This is a genomic window from Pseudomonas sp. GW823-FHT02C02, from assembly GCF_058797635.1.
In genome coordinates, this window is sequence record NZ_JBXAJV010000003.1 from 272429 (window position 1) to 293755 (window position 21327).

Sequence of the window (21327 nt, forward strand, 5' to 3'; positions counted from 1 at the left end):
CTTGATATCCGTCAACGGGGTGTCACGTCTGACCGATCCAGGCCAGAGCGTCGGGCGGTTCAGCTTGTTTAGCGCAGGCCGAGCACCGCTGTCCATTGCTCGGCGGTAACCGGCATCACCGACAACCTTGAGCCTTTCTGCACCAATGGCATCTCGGCCAACGCCGTCTGCTGCTTCAAGTAATCCAGCTTCAACACCTTGGAAAACGTCTCGACATGCGCAACATCAATCGCGCTCCAGGCGTTTTTCTCTGGCGTGGCCTTTGGATCGTAGTAATGACTTTCCGGCTCCAGCGCCGTTGGGTCCGGATACGCCGCTTGAATAATCTTTCCGATCCCGGCAATCCCGGGCTCCGGGCAGCTGGAGTGATAGAAGAAAAACTCGTCGCCCACCGCCATCGTCCGCAAAAAGTTACGCGCCTGATAGTTGCGAACCCCATCCCAGCGCGCTTTGCCAAGCTTCGCCAGGTCTTTGATCGAGAGTTCATCGGGCTCGGATTTCATCAGCCAATAGGCCATGGTTTTTGCTCCTTGCGAGGTGATTGGGCAAGTTGTCGGGCAATTTTATGACAAACCGACAGTCGGTTGACGCCAGCGTTTGCGTGTCAGTTCACGTTGCCGCAAAATGCCGGCCTTCTAAGCTTGACGCTGCTGCACGGCCTACACCTACAACGGAAACCGCTGCTGTCATCGTGTTGATGTGCCTTTGGGGGGCAATCGATGAAACGCAAACCGGATTTACTATGGATTTTGGTTATTTTGTTCGGCCTCGGCGTCGTGACCACCGGCTATGCCCAAAGCCTGTGGAACAACAAGACTGACGCGCCAATCGAAATCGCACAGCAACAACAGCCGTCGGCCTTCAAGCGCTGAGCCTGTTTTTCGGGCGCCGCTGATTCCAGTGGCGTCTAGCCTGCGAAATACCACGCCTTGTCGGTAACCGTTCCTTGCAACGGCACATCCCAGCTCGCCTGAGCCAATCGTTCTACCTTCTGACATTCATGGGCCAGGCCCAGCAGCGTCGGCTTGCGCCAGTTTTTTCGCCGCGCCAGGTAGGCGAGGCTTCGATCGTAGAAACCGCCGCCCATTCCCAGGCGGCCGCCGACGTCGTCAAATCCCACCAATGGCAACAGTACCAGGTCCAGCGCCCAGACTTTGCGCTGGCGGGCGAGGTTGTGCCGGGGTTCGAGAATACGAAAGCGGTTGGGTTTGAGTTTTTCACCGGGACGAATCCGCTGGAACACCATTTTGGTCCGCGGCCAGGCACTGAGTACCGGTAGATAAGTCGCCTTGCCCCGACGTTGCGCCGCGCGCAGCAACAGGCGCGGGTCGATTTCACCGTCGGTGGGCAGGTAGAGGGAGATGTGTTTGGCCCGGCGAAACAACGGCTGCTGAGCCAATTGCTTGTACAGCCCGCGAGCAGCCTGGCGTTGCTGACTGGGGGTCAGTGCGCGGCGGGCCTTGCGCAGCATGCGTCGAAGTTGCGGGCGGGGCAGCAGCGCAGGTTCGGTCATGGATTCAGGCTTCGACAGGACGGATACGTAAAGCGTACCCGTAAAAAAGCCGATGCCGGTATTTAAACCGGCATCGGACTGGAATCAGGCTCCCCGGATGAACCGCTGCTGACTTAGCCCTTGAACCCGAAAGTTCAAGGTGGAAGATGCAGTAGGCTTTAAGGCTTTCCGTCTAGCGGACATGCACACCAGCCCAACGTGCAGCCTCCAGGGTAGTGCGAATCGGCTCAGGGACGTGGTCAACTGGCAAGCACCCCAGGGAGTGATGCGAGTATACCCCAAGCGGTTTCGTGTTTCAGCCCTTGGTGACGTCCGGATCGGTGGCGAGCACCAGATCGACGCGATCCAGCAGGTCGCGAACCTGCTCGCGAGTCGAGCCACTGGCCTGCACATCCGGGCGTTCTTCCTTGTGCAGAAGATCGTGCGTGATGTTCAGCGCGGCCATCACGGCAATGCGGTCGGCGCCGATGACTTTGCCGCTGCTGCGGATTTCACGCATCTTCCCGTCCAGGTAACGGGCGGCGCTCACCAGGTTGCTGCGCTCTTCCTGGGGGCAGATGATCGAATATTCTTTATCGAGGATCTGCACGGTAACGCTATTGCTTGAACTCATGAGTCTTGCTCCAGGGCCTTGAGGCGCGAAATCATTGATTCGACCTTACGCCGGGCGATTTCGTTCTTTTCAATGAGGTGAGCGCGTTCCTCGCGCCAGGTTTTTTCCTGAGCTAATAGGAGTCCGTTTTGACTCTTAAGTTGCTCGACCCGATTAATTAGCAGTTCGAGTCTGGCCATCAGCGCTTGCAGGTCGGTGTCTTCCATTGTGTCCACTGAATAGTCTGATGGGGGTAACGGGCGGACAGCCTTTAATAGTCTTGGCGAGTCTGTCGATGTAGGATACAAGGCCTTCATTCTAGACATAGCGCCGTCTGGCGCCTAGCTGCCCATGCCCATTCAGAATTCCCCGTATCAAGCCTTCGCCACCCTGCTGACTTCCAGCGGTCATAACGTCTCGCCTGCCGAACTGCACGGCCTGCTGCTCGGCCGCAGCTGCGCCGGTGCCGGTTTCGATGCCGAAGGCTGGCTGGTCGATGCCGCCGAACTGCTCGAAACTGAGCCCCAGGATAATGTCCGCAATGCCTTGATCGGCTTGCAGGAGATGGTCAAGGGCGAGCTCACCGGCGACGACGTCACTGTCGTTCTGCTGCTGCCGACCGATGACGCGCCACTGGCTGACCGTGCCGCGGCACTGGGCCAATGGTGCCAGGGCTTTCTCAGCGGTTTCGGCCTGAACTGCCGTGACAGCAGCATGCTGAGCACCGAAGCCACCGAAGTGTTGCAGGATCTGGCGGCTATTTCCCAGGTGCAAGACGCCCTGGAAGAGTCCGAAGACGGCGAAAGCGACTACATGGAAGTGATGGAATACCTGCGCGTTGCGCCGCTGCTGCTGTTCTCCGAAACCAAAAAAGCGGAAGAGCCGGCTGCGGCCAAGCCGTCGCTGCATTAATTGTTGCCAGGGAACGCCATCTGCCCATGATTCATATCCCGAAATCGGAATACAGCCGTCGCCGCAAGGCCCTGATGGCGCAGATGGAACCCAACAGCATCGCCATCCTGCCCGCCGCCGCAGTAGCCATACGCAACCGCGACGTCGAGCACGTCTACCGGCAGGACAGCGACTTCCAGTACCTCAGCGGCTTCCCCGAGCCTCAGGCCGTCATCGTACTGATGCCCGGTCGCGAACATGGCGAGTACATTCTGTTCTGCCGTGAACGCAACGCCGAGCGAGAACTGTGGGACGGCCTGCGCGCCGGCCAGGAAGGCGCGATCCGCGACTTCGGCGCCGACGATGCGTTTCCCATCACCGACATCGACGACATCCTGCCGGGCCTGATCGAAGGACGCGACCGGGTGTATTCGGCCATGGGCAGCAACCCGGAATTCGACCGGCACCTGATGGAGTGGATCAACGTGATCCGCTCTAAAGCGCACCTCGGCGCCCAGCCGCCGAACGAATACGTTGCCCTGGATCATCTGCTGCACGACATGCGCCTGTATAAATCGGCGGCAGAAGTGAAGGTGATGCGCGAAGCCGCACGGATTTCCGCCCAGGCGCATATCCGGGCGATGCAGGCCAGCCGGGCCGGGCTGCACGAGTTCAGCCTCGAAGCCGAACTCGATTACGAGTTCCGCAAGGGCGGGGCGAAGATGCCGGCCTACGGTTCGATCGTTGCCGCGGGGCGCAACAGCTGCATCCTGCATTACCAGCAGAATGATGCCGTGCTCAAGGATGGCGACCTGGTGTTGATCGATGCCGGTTGCGAGATCGACTGCTACGCCAGCGACATCACCCGCACCTGGCCAATCAACGGCAAGTATTCAGCGGAGCAGAAAGCGATTTACGAGTTGGTGCTGGCGTCGCAAGAAGCCGCATTCGCCGAAATCGCCCCGAACAAACACTGGAATCAGGCGCACGAAGCCACGGTCCGGGTGATTACCTCCGGTCTGGTGAAGTTGGGCCTGTTGCAGGGCGACGTCGACGAGTTGATCGCCAGCGAAGCCTATAAAGCGTTTTACATGCATCGTGCCGGCCATTGGTTGGGCATGGATGTGCATGACGTCGGCGAATACAAGGTCGGCGGCGAATGGCGGGTGCTGGAAGTCGGCATGGCGCTCACTGTGGAACCGGGCATTTACATTGCCCCGGACAACCAGAACGTAGCGAAGAAATGGCGCGGCATTGGCGTGCGCATCGAGGACGACGTGGTGGTCACCAAAAACGGTTGTGAAATCCTGACCCAAGGCGTGCCGAAAACAGTCGCCGAGATCGAGGCCTTGATGGCTGCTGCGCGGACACAAGCGGCATGAGTCGAGTCAATCTGGCAATTATCGGTGGCGGCCTGGTGGGCGCCAGCCTTGCATTGGCGTTGCAGGCCGGGGCCAAGGCCCGTGGCTGGAAGATCGTGCTGATCGAGCCATTCGCCCCGGGCGACACCTATCAACCGAGCTACGACGCCCGCTCTTCGGCGCTGTCCTACGGGGCCAAACAGATTTATCAACGGTTGGGCGTGTGGCAGGAAATCTCCCGCCGCGCCGAGCCGATCAAGCAGATTCATGTCTCCGACCGTGGACGTTTTTCCACCGCACGTTTGTCGGCGATGGAAGAGGGCGTGCCGGCGCTGGGTTATGTGGTGGAAAACGCCTGGCTCGGCCAATGCCTCTGGCAGGGCCTGGACAAGGATGTGGTCACTTGGCGTTGCCCGGCGGAAGTCACGCGCATGGAACCGCTGACCGATGGCTATCGCCTGACCCTCAACGATGAAACCACCCTGGAATGCGACCTTGCGGTGCTCGCTGATGGCGGCCGTTCGGGCCTGCGCGAGCAATTGGGCATCGGCATCAAAAAGCGTCCGTACAACCAGAGCGCACTGATTGCCAACATCACCCCGAGCGAAGCGCATAACGGCGTGGCCTTCGAGCGCTTCACCGATGACGGCCCGATGGCGTTGTTGCCGCTGCCGGACAACCGCTGCGCCCTGGTCTGGACCCGCTTGGGGATGGACGCGCAACGACTGGCGGCGCTGGATGAGCGCAGTTTCCTCAGCGAGTTGCAGGGCGTGTTCGGTTATCGCCTTGGCACCCTGAAGCAGGTGGGCGCGCGGCATCTGTACCCATTGACGCTGATCGAAGCCGAAGAGCAAGTGCGTCCGCATCTGGCCATCCTCGGCAACGCCGCCCACAGCCTGCACCCGATTGCCGGCCAGGGCTTCAATCTGTCGTTGCGTGATGCTCAAGCCCTGGCCGATGCGCTGCTGGCGAGCGACACGTCCCCCGGCGACTTCGCGACCTTGCAGGCTTATCGCGAGCGTCAGCGCATGGATCAGAACCTGACTGTGGGTTTCTCCGATCAGGTGACCCGTTTGTTCGGCAGCACCCAGCCACTGGTTTCGCTGGGCCGCAACATCGGCCTGCTCGGGCTCGATCTGCTGCCGCCGGCCAAGCGCTGGTTCGCCCGGCAAGCCATGGGCCTGGGTACGCGTCCCGATGCTTAAGTGGCTGACTGATACGTTCGGTAAAGCGCGGTTGATGCGGTGGTTCATGACCTTCTACCCGCCGTACCTCGGTGCCGGGGTGCGGGTGCAGCACATCAGCGATGACTTCCGGGACATTCAAGTGTCCATGGGACTGAGTTGGTACAACCGCAATTACGTCGGTACCCAGTTTGGCGGCAGCCTGTATTCGATGGTCGACCCGTTCTACATGCTGATGCTGATGGAAAACCTCGGTCGTCAGTTCATTGTCTGGGACAAGGCTGCCGACATCGATTTCATCGCGCCGGGCAAAGGCCCGGTGTTCGCCCGCTTCAGCATCGACGAGACCTTGCTCGACGAGATCCGTCGACAGACAGCGAACGGCGAAAAATACCTGCCGCAGCTGCAGGTTGATATTCATGACGGTGCTGGCGCCCTGGTGGCGCGGGTGCAGAAAACCCTTTACGTGCGGCTCAAACCGCAAGCGAGACAGGCTTAAAGCATGGAAATGCGCGCAGATCTGCTGATTGTCGGGGCCGGAATGGTCGGCAGCGCCCTGGCGCTGGCGTTGCAGGACAGCGGGCTGGAAGTCCTGTTGCTGGACGGCAGCCCGATGAGCGTCAAACCCTTTGATGCCCAGGCGCCGTTCGAACCGAGGGTGAGTGCCTTGTCGGCGGCCAGCCAGCGCATTCTCGAGCGCCTGGGCGTGTGGGACGGCATCGCCAATCGCCGCAGCAGCCCTTACACCGACATGCAGGTCTGGGATGGCAGCGGCACCGGGCAGATTCGTTTCTCGGCCGCCAGTGTGCATGCCGACGTGCTGGGCCATATCGTCGAGAACCGCGTGGTTCAGGATGCCTTGCTGGATCGTCTGCACGACTGCGACCTCGGGATGCTGGCCAATGCGCGTCTGGAGCAGATGCGCCGCTCCGGCGATGACTGGCTGCTGACCCTGGCCGATGGTCGCACCTTGCGCGCGCCCCTGGTGATAGCGGCGGATGGCGCCAATTCGGCGGTGCGGCGCCTGACCGGCGTGGCCACGCGCGAGTGGGACTATCTGCACCATGCGATCGTCACCAGCGTGCGCAACTCCAAACCTCATCAAATGACCGCGTGGCAGCGCTTCACCGACAACGGTCCATTGGCGTTTCTGCCGTTGGAGCGGGACGGTCAGCAGGATTGGTGTTCGATCGTCTGGTCGACCACGCCGAGCGAAGCCGAACGCCTGATGGCGCTGGACGACGGCGCTTTCTGTCTCGAATTGGAACGCGCCTTTGAAGGCCGGCTCGGCACGGTGCTCAGCGCCGACCCGCGTTTGTGCGTGCCGCTGCGTCAGCGGCATGCCAAGCGATATGTGGCTGAAGGTTTGGCGTTGATCGGTGATGCGGCGCATACCATTCACCCGCTGGCCGGGCAGGGCGTCAACCTCGGTTTCCTCGACGCCGCTGTGCTGGCCGAAGTGCTGCTGCAAGCGGCAGAGCGCGGCGAGCGATTGGCGGATGTGAAGGTGCTGAGTCGTTACGAGCGTCGGCGCATGCCGCACAACCTGGCGTTGATGGCGGCGATGGAAGGCTTTGAACGCTTGTTCCAGGCGGATCCGTTGCCGGTTCGCTGGTTGCGTAATGCCGGGTTGAAGATGGTTGACCAGATGCCGGAAGCCAAGGCGTTGTTCGTGCGCGAAGCGCTGGGGTTGATCGGGGATTTGCCGGCGCTGGCCAAGGCCTGACATCTTCATTGCGGCAGACGGCCTCATCGCGAGCAGGCTCGCTCCCACAATTGAAATGCATTCCCCTGTGGGAGCGAGCCTGCTCGCGATGGCGTTGGTACATTCACCCCCCATGTCGACCATGCAACATTTGGTAACGCCTCCGCGAACTGTTCGATTGAGAAGCTAAATGTGAGTCCTTATCATTTGCCCTCAATTTTCCAATCGAGAGATCGCTCCCATGTTGGCACCGAAGCGTCTACTGACTGCACTCGCCCTGACCCTGATCGGTAGCACCACTGCCCAGGCCGCCGACGAGGTGGTGGTTTACTCCTCGCGTATCGACGAGCTGATCAAGCCGGTCTTCGATGCCTACACCGCGAAAACCGGTGTGCAGGTGAAGTTCATCACCGACAAGGAAGCGCCGTTGATGCAGCGGATCAAGGCCGAGGGCGAGAACGCCACCGCCGACCTGCTGCTGACCGTCGATGCCGGCAACCTCTGGCAGGCGGAGCAGATGGGCATCCTGCAACCGTTCACCTCCAAGGTGATCGACGCCAACATCCCGCTGCAATACCGCTCCTCGGCTCACGCCTGGACTGGCTTGAGCCTGCGGGCCCGGACCATCGCCTACTCCACCGCGCGGGTGAAACCGGGCGAGCTGACCACTTACGAAGCGCTGGCCGATAAAAACTGGGAAGGTCGCCTGTGCCTGCGCACGGCGAAGAAGGTCTACAACCAGTCCTTGACCGCTACCATGATCGAAGTGCACGGCGCCGAAAAAACCGAGAAGATCCTCAAAGGTTGGGTCAACAACCTGTCCACCGATGTGTTCTCCGATGACATCGCGGTGCTGGAAGCGATCAACGCTGGCCAATGCGACGTCGGCATCGTCAACACTTACTACTATGGCCGCCTGCACAAACAGAAGCCTGACCTGGCCGTGAAGCTGTTCTGGCCGAACCAGGGCGATCGCGGCGTACACGTGAACCTGTCGGGCATCGGCCTGACCAAGCATGCACCGCATCCAGAAGCCGCCAAAGCCTTGGTTGAATGGATGACCACCCCTGAAGCGCAGAAGATCTTCGCTGACGTGAACCAGGAATTCCCGGCTAACCCTGCGGTTCAACCGTCTGCGGAAGTGGCGAGCTGGGGCAAGTTTGTGGCGGATACGCTACCGGTGGAAATTGCCGGCAAGCGTCAGGCTGAAGCGATTCGCATGATGGATCGGGCTGGCTGGAACTGACTTCACCGTTATTGTGGCGAGCGGCTACCTGTGGCGAGGGAGCTTGCTCCCGCTGGGCTGCGAAGCGGCCCTGTTGGCGTCGACAGGTCAGGATCGAGATGATCTGATAACCTCCTGCGGCTGCTTCGCACCCGAGCGGGAGCAAGCTCCCTCGCCACAAAATGGAGCCGACTTCAGGTTAGAGTCGGCCCATATTTTCTAGAGAATCCCCTTGGCCCACCCCGCCCAACGCCGCTGGTATCCCCTGGTCTTCGCCATCGCCGCGCTGGTCCTGCTGCCCCTGAGCGTCCTGTTCTTCTCCTGGCAAACCATCGATCAGCAAATCTGGTCCCACCTCTGGGACACCCAGATGCCGCGCCTGCTGGGCAATACCCTGACCCTGGTGTTCGGCGTCGGTATCGGCGTCACGCTCCTGGGTGTGAGCCTCGCCTGGCTCACCAGCCTCTGCGAATTTCCCGGCCGGCGTTGGCTGGACTGGGCGCTGATGCTGCCATTTGCCATTCCTGCTTACGTGCTGGCCTTCGTCTTCGTCGGCCTGCTGGATTTCGCCGGCCCCGTGCAAACCTTGCTGCGCGAATGGTTCGGCACCGAGCTGCGATTGCCGAGAGTGCGTTCCACCGGCGGCGTCATCCTTGTTCTGGTGCTGGTGTTTTATCCCTACGTTTACCTGCTGGCGCGCACTGCGTTCCTGGCCCAAGGCAAAGGCCTGATGGAAGCGGCGCGGGTGCTGGGGCAATCACCGTGGCAGGCGTTCTGGCGAGTGGCCTTGCCCATGGCGCGGCCGGCGATTGGTGCCGGTGTGGCCTTGGCGCTGATGGAAACCCTGGCGGACTTCGGTGCGGTGTCAGTGTTCAACTTCGACACGTTCACCACGGCCATCTACAAAACCTGGTACGGGTTTTTCAGCCTCTCCACCGCCGCGCAACTGGCCAGCCTGTTACTGCTGGTGGTGATGGTCGTGTTGTACGGCGAACGGCGTGCTCGCGGGGCCAACCGCACCAGCAATGAACGACCTCGCATCAAGGCGCTGTATCACCTGCGGGGTTTCAAGGCGTTGGCGGCCATGACTTGGTGTGGCCTGGTGTTCGCCTGTGCCTTCGTCATTCCGATGCTGCAACTGGTGGTGTGGTTCTGGCAGCGTGGACGCTTCGACCTGGATGAGCGTTACGCCGGTCTGATCGTCCACACCTTGTACCTGGGCGGCATGGCCGCGCTGATCACCGTCAGCGTTGCCCTGGTGCTGGCATTTGCCCGGCGCCTGGCACCGACCCGGGCGATCCGCTCCGGTATCAGCCTGGCCAATCTCGGCTACGCCCTGCCGGGTTCGGTGCTGGCGGTGTCGATCATGCTGGCGTTCAGTTATCTGGATCGCGAGCTGGTCATCCCGCTGTCGGGCTGGCTCGGTGGCGCGGGCAAGCCATTGCTGCTGGGCAGTCTGTCGGCGTTGTTGCTGGCCTATCTGGTGCGTTTCATTGCAGTGGCTTACGGGCCGTTGGAAAGCAGCCTGGCGCGAATACGGCCATCTTTGCCCGAAGCGGCACGTAGCCTTGGGGTCAGTGGGCCACGACTGTTTTTCAAAGTGTATCTGCCGTTATTGCTGCCCGGCACCTTGAGCGCCGCGTTGCTGGTGTTCGTCGATGTGCTCAAGGAAATGCCCGCGACCCTGCTGATGCGCCCGTTTGGCTGGGACACGCTGGCGGTTCGGATCTTTGAAATGACCAGCGAAGGGGAGTGGGCGAGAGCTTCGTTGCCGGCCTTGACTCTGGTTTTGGTCGGGCTGTTACCGGTCATCGGATTGATTCGACGTTCGGCGCATCGAAACGCCTAGGTGTCAGTCCTACACCTTGAGGCTACAATGCGCGGCATTCGGTGCGGTCCGTCCTACGGACCTGGTAGCTGACATCGGCTCAAAGCCTTCTATTTCAAGGCTTTCGCCCGTAAAGCACCGGCCCGCACCTTCGCCACGCCCGGAAGGAGAAACCCATGGGACAGCGCACGCCTCTGTATGACCTTCATCTCGCCCTTGGCGCGAAGATGGTCGATTTTGGCGGTTGGGATATGCCTCTGCATTACGGATCGCAGGTCGAGGAACACCATCAGGTGCGCCGCGATTGCGGGGTTTTCGATGTATCCCACATGACCGTGATTGATGTCACCGGCCCCCAGGCCAAGGCCTGGCTCCAGCATTTGCTGGCCAATGACGTCGAGCGCCTGCACAGCCCTGGCCGTGCCTTGTACAGCACCATGCTCAACGAGCGCGGCGGCATCGTCGACGACATGATCGTCTACCGTCTCGAGGACGGTTATCGGCTGGTGGTCAACGCCTCCACCCGCAATCAGGACCTCGCCTGGATGCAGGCCCATCTCGATGGTTTCGATGTGCAGCTCAACGAGCGCTCCGAACTGGCGATGCTGGCGATTCAAGGCCCCCATGCCCGGCACAAGATTTCCGAACTGGTGACCCAGTCCCGCGGCAACCTGATCCAGATGCTCAAGCCTTTTGAAGGCCAGCCTGACGGCGACTGGTTCATCGCGCGCACCGGATATACCGGTGAAGATGGCCTGGAGATCGTTCTACCCGCCAATCAGGCGCCAGGGTTTTTCAACGACCTGGTGGGCGCGGGCATTTCTCCTATCGGCCTGGGTGCCCGGGATACCTTGCGTGTCGAAGCCGGCATGAACCTGTACGGCCAGGACATTCATCAAGACGTTTCACCGCTGGCCTCGAACATGGCCTGGAGCATTGCCTGGGAACCGGCCACTCGCCAGTTCATTGGTCGCAGCGCCCTGGAAGCCGAGCGGGCGGGTGGTGTGCAGCACAAACTGGTCGGTCTGGTCCTTGAGGAACGTGGGGTTTTGCGCGCTCATCAAGTGGTCCGTATCGCCAATGTTGGCGAAGGAGAGATCACCAGTGGTAGTTTCTCTCCTACGCTTAGCAAGTCGATAGCACTGGCGCGCGTGCCGATGGCAACTGCCGACCGCGCAGAAGTGGAAATCCGTGGCAAGTGGTACCCGGTCCGGGTGGTCAAACCGACCTTCGTCCGCCATGGCAAAACCTTGATCTAACCTTTTTGGCGGGCAACGACCGCTGACAATTCTCTTGAGGACACAGAACATGAGCGATATCCCTGCCGACCTGCGTTTTGCCGAAAGTCACGAATGGGCCCGTCTGGAAGCCGATGGAACCGTTACCGTGGGCATCAGCGATCACGCTCAGGAAGCCTTGGGCGATGTGGTGTTCGTTGAGCTGACTGAAGTTGGAAAAGTTTTCGCTGCCGGTGATGTTGCCGGTGTGGTCGAGTCGGTCAAAGCCGCTTCCGATATCTATTCTCCTATCGGTGGTGAAGTGACCGCTGTCAACGACGCTCTGGGTGACTCTCCGGAAAGCCTCAACTCTGACCCATACAGCGCGTGGATCTTCAAACTCAAGCCGAGCGACAAGGCTGAGCTGGACAAGCTGCTCGATGCAGCCGGCTACAAGGCCGCCATCGGCGAGTAAGCCTTCAGCGTCATCCCAAAGCCCCGACGTGTCGGGGCTTTTTTTCGCCTGACGGATTTCCCTGTGGGAGCGGGCAAGCCTCGCTCCTGCACGGGTTCGCTGTTGGCAGCGGCTGCTATGCTGGTTTGACCGTGTTGCATCGACGTTGAGCGCCAGCCTAGAGAGAGCCCGTCATGTCCCAGTTGCCGTCCTTGAGCCAGTTACGCGATCCCAATGCCTTCCTTCGCCGCCACCTTGGCCCCGATGCTGCCGAGCAACAGGCGATGCTCGACAGCCTCGGCCTCGGCAGCCGGGTCGAACTGATCGAACAGACGGTACCGCCGGGAATCCGCCTGAACCGCGAGCTCGATTTGCCGCCGGCCCTCGACGAAGAGGCTGCGCTGGTGAAGCTGCGCGGGTACGCCGAGCAAAACCAGGTCTGGACCAGCCTGATCGGTATGGGTTACCACGGCACCATCACGCCGGCCGTCATTCTGCGCAACGTGTTGGAAAATCCCGGTTGGTACACCGCCTACACCCCTTATCAGCCGGAGATTGCCCAGGGGCGGCTCGAAGCGCTGCTGAATTTCCAGCAATTGACCATCGACCTCACGGGCCTCGAACTGGCCAACGCTTCGCTGCTCGATGAAGCCACGGCGGCGGCGGAAGCCATGGCGTTGGCCAAGCGGGTCGCCAAGTCCCGGAGCAATCTGTTCTTCGTCGATGAGAACTGCCATCCGCAAACCATTTCCGTGGTGCAGACCCGGGCCGAAGGGTTCGGTTTCGAGCTGATCATCGACGCTGTGGATAACTTGAAACAGCACGAGGTGTTTGGCGCGTTGCTGCAATATCCCGACACCCACGGCGAGATCCGCGACCTGCGTCCGTTGATCGATCATCTGCATGCCCAACAGGCGCTGGCCTGTGTCGCGACGGATCTGCTGAGCCTGCTGTTGCTGACCCCGCCTGGGGAGTTGGGCGCCGACGTGGTGTTCGGCTCGTCCCAGCGCTTCGGTGTGCCGATGGGGTACGGCGGGCCGCACGCGGCGTTTTTTGCCAGTCGCGATGAGTACAAACGGGCGATTCCCGGGCGGATCATCGGCGTGTCGAAAGATGCTCGCGGCAATGTCGCGCTGCGCATGGCCCTGCAAACCCGTGAGCAACATATCCGCCGGGAGAAAGCCAACTCGAACATCTGCACCGCTCAGGTGCTGCTGGCCAACATCGCCAGTTTCTATGCGGTCTACCATGGTCCGGAAGGACTCAAACGCATTGCCCAGCGCGTCCATCGGTTGACCTGCATCCTCGCCGCTGGCCTGGAGCGTCACGGCATCACTCGCCTCAACACCCACTTTTTCGACACGCTGACGCTGGAGGTTGGTGGTACTCAGACCGCAATTATCGAAAGCGCCCAGGCAGCACAGATCAACTTGCGCATTCTCGGGCGCGGGCAGTTGGGGCTGAGCCTCGACGAAACCTCTGACGAATCCACGGTAGCGAAACTGTTTGATGTGTTCCTCGGTTCCGATCATGGGCTGAACGTCGACGAACTGGACGCTCAAACCCTTGCTTCCGGTATTCCGGCAGGTCTGCTGCGCACCTCGCCTTATCTGCGTCATCCGGTATTCAGCGCCCATCACAGCGAAACCGAGATGCTGCGTTACCTCAAGCAACTGGAAAACAAAGACCTGGCGCTCAACCAATCAATGATCCCGCTGGGCTCCTGCACCATGAAACTCAATGCCACCAGCGAGATGATCCCCATCACCTGGCCGCAATTCGCCAACCTGCATCCGTTTGTACCGAAAGAGCAGGCGGTGGGTTATTCGCTGATGATCGAAGAGCTGGAACGCTGGCTCTGCGCAATCACCGGTTTCGACGCGATCTGCATGCAACCCAATTCCGGCGCTCAAGGCGAGTACGCCGGGCTGCTGGCGATCCGCAAATATCACGAGAGCCGTCATCAGGGGGCGCGAGAGATTTGCCTGATTCCGTCCTCGGCCCACGGCACCAACCCCGCCTCGGCGCAGATGGCCGGGATGCGCGTGGTGATCGTCGAGTGCGACGAGGCCGGCAACGTCGATCTGGATGACCTGAAAGGCAAGGCCGCGGACGCAGGCGACAAACTCGCCTGCCTGATGGCGACGTATCCGTCGACCCATGGCGTGTACGAGGAAGGCATCAGCGAAATCTGTGAAGTTATCCACAGCCACGGCGGCCAGGTGTACATGGACGGCGCCAACCTCAACGCGCAGGTGGGATTGGCGCGGCCGGCGGACATTGGCGCCGATGTCTCCCACATGAACTTGCACAAGACGTTCTGCATTCCCCATGGCGGCGGCGGGCCGGGCATGGGGCCGATAGGCGTGCGCGCGCATTTGGCGCCGTTCGTCGCCAATCACCCGGTGGTGCCGATTGAGGGACCGCTGGCGCAGAACGGTGCGGTCAGCGCAGCGCCCTGGGGCAGCGCGAGCATTTTGCCGATCAGCTGGATGTACATTGCGATGATGGGCCCGCAATTGGCGGATGCCAGCGAGGTGGCGATCCTCGCTGCGAATTATCTGGCGCAACATTTGTCCGGGGCGTTTCCAGTGCTCTTCACCGGGCGCAATGAACGGGTGGCGCACGAATGCATCCTCGATTTGCGGCCATTGAAGGCGCTGACCGGGATCAGTGAAGAGGACGTGGCCAAGCGTCTGATGGATTACGGCTTCCATGCGCCGACCATGTCGTTTCCGGTGCCAGGGACACTGATGGTCGAGCCGACCGAGAGCGAATCAAAGGCCGAACTGGATCGGTTTATCGGGGCGATGCTGAGCATTCGCGCGGAAATCACCGAGGTGCAGAACGGTAACTGGCCCGCCGAAGACAATCCGCTGAAGCGAGCGCCGCACACCCTGGCCGATATCACCGGGGTCTGGGAGCGGCCTTACAGCATCGAGCAAGCGGTGACGCCGGATGCGCACACCAAGGCGCACAAGTATTGGCCGGTGGTGAATCGGGTGGACAACGTCTATGGCGACAGGAATCTGTTCTGTGCCTGCGTGCCCGTCGATGATTACCGCTGATCACCCGGACTACGCAAATCCAATGTAGGAGCGAGCCTGCTCGCGACAGCGGTGCAACAGTCGCTGAAATGTTGACTGATCCACCGCTGTCGCGAGCAGGCTCGCTCCTGCAGGGTTTTGTGTCGGGCAAAAAAATGCCGCTCATGGGAGCGGCATTTTTATTCAGCTGAACAGCTTATTCCGAAGCCACGGCATTCTTTGCCAGGATCGCATTCGCCAGCTCCATGTCCGTCGCCTGCAGGCCCGGATTGTCGGCGCGGACTTTCTGCATTGCGGCTTCCAGATAAGGACCGCGGATGCCGCCGTCACTGGCGACGAAGCTGCCGGCATCGTCCTGCGCGGCAACGATCAGCTTGTGATCCTTGAAGGTCAGGTAGGTCGAACCGGTGGTGGCACCGGACGAAATGACGTTACGCCAAAAGCTATCGGCCATCGCCGAACCGACTGGAAGGGACAACAACGCGATGGTAGCGACAGCAAGTTTGAGACGCATGATGGGGTGACTCCACTGGTTAACTACGGCGTTGGATGCCTTTCCCCCCATCCAGTTCCGTGACGGCCGTGCCTACTTTTGTTCGCTCTGCGGCGTCACGCGCAAGACTTCCTCGATGGTCGTCAGGCCGGCCGCCACTTTCTGCGCCCCCGACAGCCGCAGGCTGCGCATGCCTTCCTTGAACGCCTGGCGCCGTACCGCCAGCAGATCGGTGTCGGGATTGATCAGCGCCTTAACACCATCCGTCAGTTGCATGATTTCGTAGACCCCGGCGCGGCCGCGGTAGCCGGTGTCGCGGCATTCCAGGCAGCCGATGGCGCGCTGGGCGTTGGTGGGCAGTGGCGCTTGCCAGGGTTTGGTCAGGGTTTGCCAGTCTTCTTCACCCAACGTCAGCGGTGCCTTGCAGTGCGAGCACAAGGTTCGCACCAGGCGCTGGGCCATGACGCCGAGCACCGTGGCTTTGATCAGGTAATGCGGCACGCCGAGTTCCAGCAAGCGGCTGATCGCGCTGGGCGCGTCATTGGTGTGCAAGGTCGAGAGCACCAGGTGACCCGTGAGCGCAGCCTGGATCGCCATTTCTGCGGTTTCGAGGTCGCGAATCTCGCCGATCATGATGATGTCCGGATCCTGCCGCATCAGTGCGCGAACACCGGCGGCGAAGGTCAGGTCGATGTTGTGCTGGACCTGCATCTGATTGAAGGCCGGCTCGACCATTTCGATCGGGTCTTCGATGGTGCAGAGGTTGACCTCCGGCGTCGCCAGTTTCTTCAGCGTGGTGTAAAGCGTGGTGGTTTTGCCCGAACCCGTCGGCCCGGTCACCAGAATGATGCCGTTGGGCTGGCGGGTCATGTCCTGCCAGCGGCGCAGGTCTTCGGCGGAGAAGCCCAACTGATCGAAGTCCTTGAGCAGCACCTCCGGGTCGAAGATCCGCATGACCATTTTTTCGCCGAATGCCGTCGGCAAGGTCGACAGCCGCAGCTCGACCTCACCGCCGTCCGGGGTTTTGGTCTTCACCCGGCCGTCCTGGGGTTTGCGCTTTTCCGCCACGTTCATCCGCCCGAGGCTTTTCAGGCGGCTGACGATGGCCATGGTCACTTGCGGGGGGAATTGATAGACGTTGTGCAGCACGCCGTCGATGCGAAAGCGCACCGTGCCTTGCTCGCGTCGAGGTTCGATGTGGATATCACTGGCGCGCTGCTGGAAGGCGTACTGGAACAGCCAGTCGACGATGTTGACGATGTGCGCGTCGTTGGCGTCCGGTTCCTGGTCGCTGGCGCCGAGGTTGAGCAATTGTTCGAAATTGCCCAGGTTGCTGGCCTGCTGATCGTTGTTGGTCGCACCGCTGACCGATTTGGCCAGCCGGAAAAACTCGACGCTGAAGCGCTGGATGTCCACCGGGTTGGCCACTACGCGTTTGATCGGCAGTTTCAGCACATGAGTCAGGTCAGCTTCCCAGCCGTTGACGTAAGGCTGGGCGCTGGCCACGGTCACCGCGTCGCGGTCGATGGACACCGCCAGAATCTTGTGACGCTGGGCGAAGGCGTAGGACATCAGCGGCGTAATCGCCGCCACGTTGATTTTCAGCGGATCGATGCGCAAGTAAGGCTGGCCCGCTTGCTGCGACAGCCACAGGGTCAGGCTTTCCAGGTCGAGGTGTTTACCGGGACGGCTGAGGTCGTCCAGGTGCTGGCTGGCGATGAATTCCAGGGGATGCATCTGGCCATGGGTGGCGTGGCGGCGGCGGGCATTGAGCGCGTGTTCGGCCGAGTCCTGGCTGATAAAGCCCTGGGCGACCAGTTCACGCAGCAAATCATTGAGATCCAGCCAGCGGTCCTGAATGGCAAGTTGAACGGACATGCGGGCTCCTCATGAACAACAGTTCGCAAAGGATAGTCGCGGACCCGCCGACCGTTGGGCCACTACCCGACGAAGCCGTGTCGAGGTTTGTCAGCCCGCCGCCTGAACAGGCGCTTCCCGCAGGGAATCAGCCGCTTGCAGCTCCACCGAACACACGTTGATCAGGTTACGTAATTTTTCCGCAATCACTTCGGCGCGATGCCAGCTCAACCCGTCCATGACGATGTCGATCGACATCAGATCGTCCATCCGCTGCGCGCTGACCTGTTGCGGCGTCAGAAACTGCAAAGCGAACAGGTTGAGCGCCCGGCACAGCAGGTCCGGCTCGGCTTCGGCCAGCAGTTGGTAATGAACGCGGCAGTGCGCGTTGCCGGCGTGCCAGACATCGGCGCGGATAGGCGAGGTGTTCACAGCTTCCAGGTGCGGCATGGTCGGTCTCCAAATCTATGGAGAAATTTTTACATTCGGCGCCGGGCATTTCTTATCTATGATGGGGCTTATTGGCTATTTTTCGAATTGTTTGATTCGGTCAGCTATCAATTACGGGTTTATTTATGCACAGCGAGCTGGATGGCTACGACCGCAAGATTCTCGCGTTGCTGCAAGAGGACGCTTCGCTGTCCAGCGCGCAGATTGCCGAGCAGGTAGGGCTCTCGCAGTCGCCGTGCTGGCGGCGGATTCAGCGGATGAAGGAGGAGGGGATCATTCGCGGGCAGGTGACCTTGCTCGACCGGAAGAAGATCGGGCTTAACACGCAGATCTTTGCCGAGATCAAACTCAACGCGCATGGGCGTTCGAACTTCACTGAGTTTACCGAGGCGATTCGCGGCTTTCCCGAAGTGCTGGAGTGTTATGTGCTGATGGGGTCGGTGGATTTTTTGCTGCGGATCGTCACGGCGGACATCGAGGCGTATGAGCGGTTTTTCTTTGAAAAGCTGTCGATGGTGCCGGGGATTCAGGAAGTGAACTCGATTGTGGCGTTGTCGGAGATCAAGTCGACGACGAGTTTGCCTGTCTAGGGTATGCGGTGAATGTGCTGGCCTCTTCGCGGGCAAGCCTCGCTCCTACAGGTTTGAGTCGGCCGCCGAATTGGGGTCAACGAAAATACTGTAGGAGCGAGGCTTGCCCGCGAAGGCGGTGTTACATGCGCAGCAGCATTTTCCAGGCACGATTCTGATAAACCGCAATGGCCTGCTGCTTGCGCGCATCCAGCGATTCATCGGTGATCGGCTCGTTCGCCAATTGGGCAAGCTGCTTCAGCTCGCCGTACAGGCGGTCCATTTCCGGGATGTCCAGCACGCCACGGGCATGGTGCAGCCAGGCCTGGATGCGCTCGATGCGCGGCAGCTGCTCGGCCAGGTCTTCCGGCTGTTGCTGATAACGCTGCAATTGCAGGGAGGTCGCTTCTTCACCCAGCAAACGCGGCAACCAGCTACCCAATTGCGCAGCACCCTGGCGATTGCCACGGACGTTGCGATCAGCTGCCCAGGTGCGGGCCAGCAACCAACGCGACGTGTTCAGCGAGAACAAGCCCCAGCGCGGGTCTTCCAGTTCTTCGAGGAATTGCTCCGGCGCGGCTTTGCGCACGTCTTCGTCGTCGATACCGGCTTGCACCAGAGGGCGCCAGTCTTCGAGCAAGGCATCCAGAGCAACGCGCAGATCGTGGGTCGACTGACGCGGTGCGGCCTGGCCCAGGCTGCTCAGCAAGGCACGCAATTCGGCCAGGTTCTCGACCCAGTCCTGCAACAAGCGCCAGTGGCCATTGAAGCGATACTGCTCGGCCAGACGCTGGCTGCTGCTCAGCAAATGCCAGCTCAGCGCGGCGAATGCATCGTCCAGCGGCGTTTCAGCGGTGATTTGCGGTGCCGGCAGGCTCAACGAATAGCTGTTGGCGTCGTACAAGCGATAACCGCGCTCGGCCTTGCTGATGTCACACGGCATCAGGGCCAGGGTCGCGGCCAGTTCGGCGGCCAGTTCCAGCAGGGCAGCCGGCTCGCCTTCGCGCAGTTCCAGTTCCAGCTCGCAGATTTCTTCTTTCTGCTTGCCGACCACCACGTGGCCCAGGTCCAGTGCGGCTTCGATGACCACTTTGGTCTTGCCGCGGCCCCAAGCGATTTCAGCGCGTTCGCGAACGAAATCGGTGGTGAAGATCGGTTTCAGGGTTTTCTTGTCCAGTTCGGCAAGTTCTTCGGGCCAGCATTCACCGTCGAGTTTCTTGATGTCGAGCTTGGCTTTGGGCAGGTTCCAGTCGTATTCGTTTCGCTCGGACAGACCGGCGACGCTCTGGCCTCGGGTCTTGAGGGTCTGAATCACTTCTTCGCCGTCCTTGCGCAGGCGCAGGGCAACCTTGGCGCGGGCCAGGTCGCGCTCAGGCGTGTCGAAGTATTGGTTCATCAACTCACGGCGTTCCCAGCCACTTTTGTTGCGTTTTTTCAGGAGCGGGTGCTCGCGCAGGGCTGCGAGGGTTTCGCGGCTGACGCGGAGTTTGATTTCGGTTTCTTTCTGCATGGCCGGAAAATCCAGGATCGGGAGCGCAGCCGGGGGAAATGTGTGGCTGCCAAGGCCGTGCAGTGTACAGGACTCCTTAGTCCTACGTGCCGCGGCGGTTTATTCCTGTCGCCAGATGGTTCTATGATGGACTTCAATTCGCGAGTTGGAGTCAGCGATGCCTTTGCCGCCCATGAAAGATCAGTTCGCTGCGCTGATTGCCGCGCCGACGGTCAGCTGTACCCAGCCCAGCCTTGATCAATCCAACCGTCCGGTCATCGACTTGCTGGCGACGTGGCTCGGTGACCTTGGTTTCGCCTGCGACATCCAGCAGGTCAGCCCCGGCAAGTTCAACTTGCTGGCCAGTTTCGGCTCCGGCCCCGGTGGCCTGGTGCTGGCCGGGCATAGCGATACGGTGCCGTTCGATGGCGCACTGTGGCAGACCGATCCGCTGAAACTGACCGAAGTCGACGGCCGCTGGGTGGGCCTTGGCAGTTGCGACATGAAAGGCTTTTTTGCCCTGGCCATCGAGGCGGTGATTCCGCTGCTCGATCAGCCTTTCAAGCAACCGCTGCTGATCCTCGCCACGTGCGATGAAGAAAGCTCGATGTCCGGCGCTCGTGCCCTGGCCGAAGCCGGCCGTCCGCTGGGGCGTGCGGCGGTGATTGGCGAGCCGACCGGACTGAAGCCGATCCGCATGCACAAAGGCATCATGATGGAGCGCATCGACATCCTCGGGCAGAGCGGCCATTCCTCGGACCCGCGCCTGGGACATAGCGCCCTTGAGGCCATGCACGATGCCATCGGCGAGCTGCGTGGCCTGCGCCTGTTGTGGCAGCGTGAATTCCGCAATCCGCAATTCGGCGTGCCGACACCGACCATGAACTTCGGCTGTATCCATGGCGGCGACAATCCCAACCGCATCTGCGGCCAGTGTTCACTGGAATTCGACTTGCGGCCGTTGCCGGGCATGGACCCCAAAGCCCTGCGCGCGGCCATTCTGCAGCGGCTCAACCCGATTGCCGAACGCCATCAGGTGAAGATCAATTACGCGCCGCTGTTCCCCGAAGTGCCGCCGTTCGAGCAGGCCGAGGACGCCGAATTGGTCCGGGTCGCCGAAAAGCTCACCGGCCATCGCGCCGAAGCAGTGGCGTTCGGCACCGAAGCGCCTTATCTTCAGCGTCTTGGCTGCGAAACACTGGTACTCGGCCCGGGTGATATCGCCTGTGCGCACCAACCGGGTGAATACCTCGAAATGTCACGTTTGCAGCCTACCGTGCATCTATTACGTCAATTGATTGAACATTACTGCCTGACACCGGCCCAAACGCCAATGTCAGGTGGTTGAACCTGTAGGAGCCGGCTTGCTGGCGATGAACGATGACGCGGTTCACCTGATGAACCACGGCGCCTGCATCGCCAGCAAGCCGGCTCCCACAGGTGTAAATTGCC

At 60.9% G+C, this 21327-nt stretch carries 21 protein-coding genes and 1 other RNA gene; 13 read left to right on the top strand and 9 right to left on the bottom strand.

What is annotated here, in order from left to right; genetic code table 11:
* Nucleotides 1-68 precede the first annotated feature (68 nt).
* Nucleotides 69-518 carry an EVE domain-containing protein gene (locus tag AC1ROI_RS06645; RefSeq protein WP_077747168.1) on the bottom strand — a complete coding sequence of 150 codons (450 nt, stop codon included), beginning with the start codon at nucleotides 516-518 and terminating at the stop codon, nucleotides 69-71.
* 201 nt (nucleotides 519-719) lie between these two features.
* Between AC1ROI_RS06645 and AC1ROI_RS06650 the strand changes: the two genes are divergently transcribed.
* Nucleotides 720-872: a hypothetical protein gene (locus tag AC1ROI_RS06650; RefSeq protein WP_007942433.1), complete on the top strand. Its 153-nt coding sequence runs from the start codon at nucleotides 720-722 to the stop codon at nucleotides 870-872.
* Nucleotides 873-907: 35 nt separating this feature from the next.
* Here the strand turns inward: AC1ROI_RS06650 and AC1ROI_RS06655 are convergent, their stop codons facing one another.
* From AC1ROI_RS06655 to AC1ROI_RS06670, 4 genes are all read right to left on the bottom strand, one after another.
* Nucleotides 908-1513 carry a 5-formyltetrahydrofolate cyclo-ligase gene (locus AC1ROI_RS06655; RefSeq protein WP_010465002.1) on the bottom strand — a complete coding sequence of 202 codons (606 nt, stop codon included), beginning with the start codon at nucleotides 1511-1513 and terminating at the stop codon, nucleotides 908-910.
* Between the two features lie 86 nt (nucleotides 1514-1599).
* A non-coding RNA gene (ssrS, locus tag AC1ROI_RS06660) (6S RNA) lies at nucleotides 1600-1778 on the bottom strand.
* 30 nt (nucleotides 1779-1808) lie between these two features.
* Complete coding sequence (locus tag AC1ROI_RS06665) at nucleotides 1809-2126, bottom strand: cell division protein ZapA (RefSeq protein ID WP_007942435.1); 318 nt, start codon at nucleotides 2124-2126, stop codon at nucleotides 1809-1811.
* Nucleotides 2123-2332: a TIGR02449 family protein gene (locus AC1ROI_RS06670; protein ID WP_003213954.1), complete on the bottom strand. Its 210-nt coding sequence runs from the start codon at nucleotides 2330-2332 to the stop codon at nucleotides 2123-2125. The genes AC1ROI_RS06665 and AC1ROI_RS06670 overlap by 4 nt, the downstream gene beginning before the upstream one ends.
* A 124-nt stretch (nucleotides 2333-2456) precedes the next feature.
* On the opposite strand from AC1ROI_RS06670, the gene AC1ROI_RS06675 reads away from it, so the two are divergent.
* The 10 genes from AC1ROI_RS06675 to gcvP all read left to right on the top strand — a co-directional run bounded on the left by AC1ROI_RS06675 (nucleotide 2457) and on the right by gcvP (nucleotide 15038).
* The gene (locus AC1ROI_RS06675; protein ID WP_010464994.1) at nucleotides 2457-3017 is read left to right on the top strand and encodes a YecA/YgfB family protein; all 561 of its coding nucleotides are present in this window, start codon (nucleotides 2457-2459) and stop codon (nucleotides 3015-3017) included.
* Nucleotides 3018-3043: 26 nt separating this feature from the next.
* Nucleotides 3044-4378, top strand: coding sequence for a Xaa-Pro aminopeptidase (pepP, locus tag AC1ROI_RS06680; RefSeq protein WP_102595429.1), 1335 nt, complete (start codon nucleotides 3044-3046; stop codon nucleotides 4376-4378).
* Entirely contained in the window at nucleotides 4375-5562 is a 1188-nt protein-coding gene (gene ubiH / locus AC1ROI_RS06685; RefSeq protein ID WP_083375501.1) for a 2-octaprenyl-6-methoxyphenyl hydroxylase, read from the top strand. Before pepP ends, ubiH begins: the two co-directional genes overlap by 4 nt.
* On the top strand, nucleotides 5555-6040 hold the full coding sequence (locus AC1ROI_RS06690) for a DUF4442 domain-containing protein (RefSeq protein WP_010464988.1): 486 nt from the start codon (nucleotides 5555-5557) through the stop codon (nucleotides 6038-6040). The genes ubiH and AC1ROI_RS06690 overlap by 8 nt, the downstream gene beginning before the upstream one ends.
* A gap of 9 nt (nucleotides 6041-6049) precedes the next feature.
* Nucleotides 6050-7267, top strand: coding sequence for a 2-octaprenyl-3-methyl-6-methoxy-1,4-benzoquinol hydroxylase (locus AC1ROI_RS06695; protein WP_169857240.1), 1218 nt, complete (start codon nucleotides 6050-6052; stop codon nucleotides 7265-7267).
* A 220-nt stretch (nucleotides 7268-7487) separates the two neighbouring features.
* Nucleotides 7488-8492, top strand: coding sequence for an extracellular solute-binding protein (locus AC1ROI_RS06700; RefSeq protein WP_083375503.1), 1005 nt, complete (start codon nucleotides 7488-7490; stop codon nucleotides 8490-8492).
* A 211-nt stretch (nucleotides 8493-8703) separates the two neighbouring features.
* Nucleotides 8704-10320: an ABC transporter permease gene (locus tag AC1ROI_RS06705; RefSeq protein WP_102594811.1), complete on the top strand. Its 1617-nt coding sequence runs from the start codon at nucleotides 8704-8706 to the stop codon at nucleotides 10318-10320.
* Between the two features lie 155 nt (nucleotides 10321-10475).
* Nucleotides 10476-11558 carry a glycine cleavage system aminomethyltransferase GcvT gene (gene gcvT, locus AC1ROI_RS06710; RefSeq protein ID WP_010464981.1) on the top strand — a complete coding sequence of 361 codons (1083 nt, stop codon included), beginning with the start codon at nucleotides 10476-10478 and terminating at the stop codon, nucleotides 11556-11558.
* Between the two features lie 49 nt (nucleotides 11559-11607).
* Entirely contained in the window at nucleotides 11608-11991 is a 384-nt protein-coding gene (gene gcvH / locus AC1ROI_RS06715; protein ID WP_083375505.1) for a glycine cleavage system protein GcvH, read from the top strand.
* 173 nt (nucleotides 11992-12164) lie between these two features.
* Entirely contained in the window at nucleotides 12165-15038 is a 2874-nt protein-coding gene (gcvP, locus tag AC1ROI_RS06720) for an aminomethyl-transferring glycine dehydrogenase (protein WP_102594798.1), read from the top strand.
* 175 nt (nucleotides 15039-15213) lie between these two features.
* On the opposite strand, the gene AC1ROI_RS06725 is transcribed toward gcvP, so the two are convergent.
* The 3 genes from AC1ROI_RS06725 to AC1ROI_RS06735 form a co-directional block, all read right to left on the bottom strand.
* Nucleotides 15214-15534, bottom strand: coding sequence for a DUF2388 domain-containing protein (locus AC1ROI_RS06725; protein WP_169857239.1), 321 nt, complete (start codon nucleotides 15532-15534; stop codon nucleotides 15214-15216).
* A gap of 69 nt (nucleotides 15535-15603) precedes the next feature.
* Nucleotides 15604-17388 carry a type IV pilus assembly ATPase TfpB gene (gene tfpB, locus AC1ROI_RS06730; RefSeq protein WP_077747176.1) on the bottom strand — a complete coding sequence of 595 codons (1785 nt, stop codon included), beginning with the start codon at nucleotides 17386-17388 and terminating at the stop codon, nucleotides 15604-15606.
* A gap of 90 nt (nucleotides 17389-17478) precedes the next feature.
* Nucleotides 17479-17817, bottom strand: coding sequence for an ACT-like domain-containing protein (locus tag AC1ROI_RS06735; RefSeq protein ID WP_010466649.1), 339 nt, complete (start codon nucleotides 17815-17817; stop codon nucleotides 17479-17481).
* 125 nt (nucleotides 17818-17942) lie between these two features.
* On the opposite strand from AC1ROI_RS06735, the gene AC1ROI_RS06740 reads away from it, so the two are divergent.
* Nucleotides 17943-18407, top strand: a complete 465-nt coding sequence (locus AC1ROI_RS06740) for an Lrp/AsnC family transcriptional regulator (protein ID WP_046045137.1) — start codon at nucleotides 17943-17945, stop codon at nucleotides 18405-18407.
* A 121-nt stretch (nucleotides 18408-18528) separates the two neighbouring features.
* Here AC1ROI_RS06740 and AC1ROI_RS06745 read toward each other — a convergent pair whose 3' ends face one another.
* Nucleotides 18529-19896 carry a CYTH domain-containing protein gene (locus AC1ROI_RS06745; RefSeq protein WP_102594799.1) on the bottom strand — a complete coding sequence of 456 codons (1368 nt, stop codon included), beginning with the start codon at nucleotides 19894-19896 and terminating at the stop codon, nucleotides 18529-18531.
* A gap of 157 nt (nucleotides 19897-20053) precedes the next feature.
* Between AC1ROI_RS06745 and argE the strand changes: the two genes are divergently transcribed.
* The gene (gene argE / locus AC1ROI_RS06750; protein ID WP_102594800.1) at nucleotides 20054-21223 is read left to right on the top strand and encodes an acetylornithine deacetylase; all 1170 of its coding nucleotides are present in this window, start codon (nucleotides 20054-20056) and stop codon (nucleotides 21221-21223) included.
* Nucleotides 21224-21327: the final 104 nt, after the last annotated feature.

Bases quoted from the DNA above. Each gene is read 5' to 3' on its own strand.
- pepP (WP_102595429.1), top strand. From the start codon at position 3,044: ATGATTCATATCCCGAAATCGGAATACAGCCGTCGCCGCAAGGCCCTG.
- AC1ROI_RS06695 (WP_169857240.1), top strand. From the start codon at position 6,050: ATGCGCGCAGATCTGCTGATTGTCGGGGCCGGAATGGTCGGCAGCGCC.
- AC1ROI_RS06665 (WP_007942435.1), bottom strand. From the start codon at position 2,126: ATGAGTTCAAGCAATAGCGTTACCGTGCAGATCCTCGATAAAGAATAT.
- AC1ROI_RS06645 (WP_077747168.1), bottom strand. From the start codon at position 518: ATGGCCTATTGGCTGATGAAATCCGAGCCCGATGAACTCTCGATCAAA.
- AC1ROI_RS06670 (WP_003213954.1), bottom strand. From the start codon at position 2,332: ATGGAAGACACCGACCTGCAAGCGCTGATGGCCAGACTCGAACTGCTA.
- ubiH (WP_083375501.1), top strand. From the start codon at position 4,375: ATGAGTCGAGTCAATCTGGCAATTATCGGTGGCGGCCTGGTGGGCGCC.
- AC1ROI_RS06675 (WP_010464994.1), top strand. From the start codon at position 2,457: ATGCCCATTCAGAATTCCCCGTATCAAGCCTTCGCCACCCTGCTGACT.
- argE (WP_102594800.1), top strand. From the start codon at position 20,054: ATGCCTTTGCCGCCCATGAAAGATCAGTTCGCTGCGCTGATTGCCGCG.
- AC1ROI_RS06690 (WP_010464988.1), top strand. From the start codon at position 5,555: ATGCTTAAGTGGCTGACTGATACGTTCGGTAAAGCGCGGTTGATGCGG.
- AC1ROI_RS06700 (WP_083375503.1), top strand. From the start codon at position 7,488: ATGTTGGCACCGAAGCGTCTACTGACTGCACTCGCCCTGACCCTGATC.
- AC1ROI_RS06735 (WP_010466649.1), bottom strand. From the start codon at position 17,817: ATGCCGCACCTGGAAGCTGTGAACACCTCGCCTATCCGCGCCGATGTC.
- AC1ROI_RS06745 (WP_102594799.1), bottom strand. From the start codon at position 19,896: ATGCAGAAAGAAACCGAAATCAAACTCCGCGTCAGCCGCGAAACCCTC.
- gcvP (WP_102594798.1), top strand. From the start codon at position 12,165: ATGTCCCAGTTGCCGTCCTTGAGCCAGTTACGCGATCCCAATGCCTTC.
- gcvH (WP_083375505.1), top strand. From the start codon at position 11,608: ATGAGCGATATCCCTGCCGACCTGCGTTTTGCCGAAAGTCACGAATGG.
- gcvT (WP_010464981.1), top strand. From the start codon at position 10,476: ATGGGACAGCGCACGCCTCTGTATGACCTTCATCTCGCCCTTGGCGCG.
- tfpB (WP_077747176.1), bottom strand. From the start codon at position 17,388: ATGTCCGTTCAACTTGCCATTCAGGACCGCTGGCTGGATCTCAATGAT.
- AC1ROI_RS06740 (WP_046045137.1), top strand. From the start codon at position 17,943: ATGCACAGCGAGCTGGATGGCTACGACCGCAAGATTCTCGCGTTGCTG.
- AC1ROI_RS06655 (WP_010465002.1), bottom strand. From the start codon at position 1,513: ATGACCGAACCTGCGCTGCTGCCCCGCCCGCAACTTCGACGCATGCTG.
- AC1ROI_RS06650 (WP_007942433.1), top strand. From the start codon at position 720: ATGAAACGCAAACCGGATTTACTATGGATTTTGGTTATTTTGTTCGGC.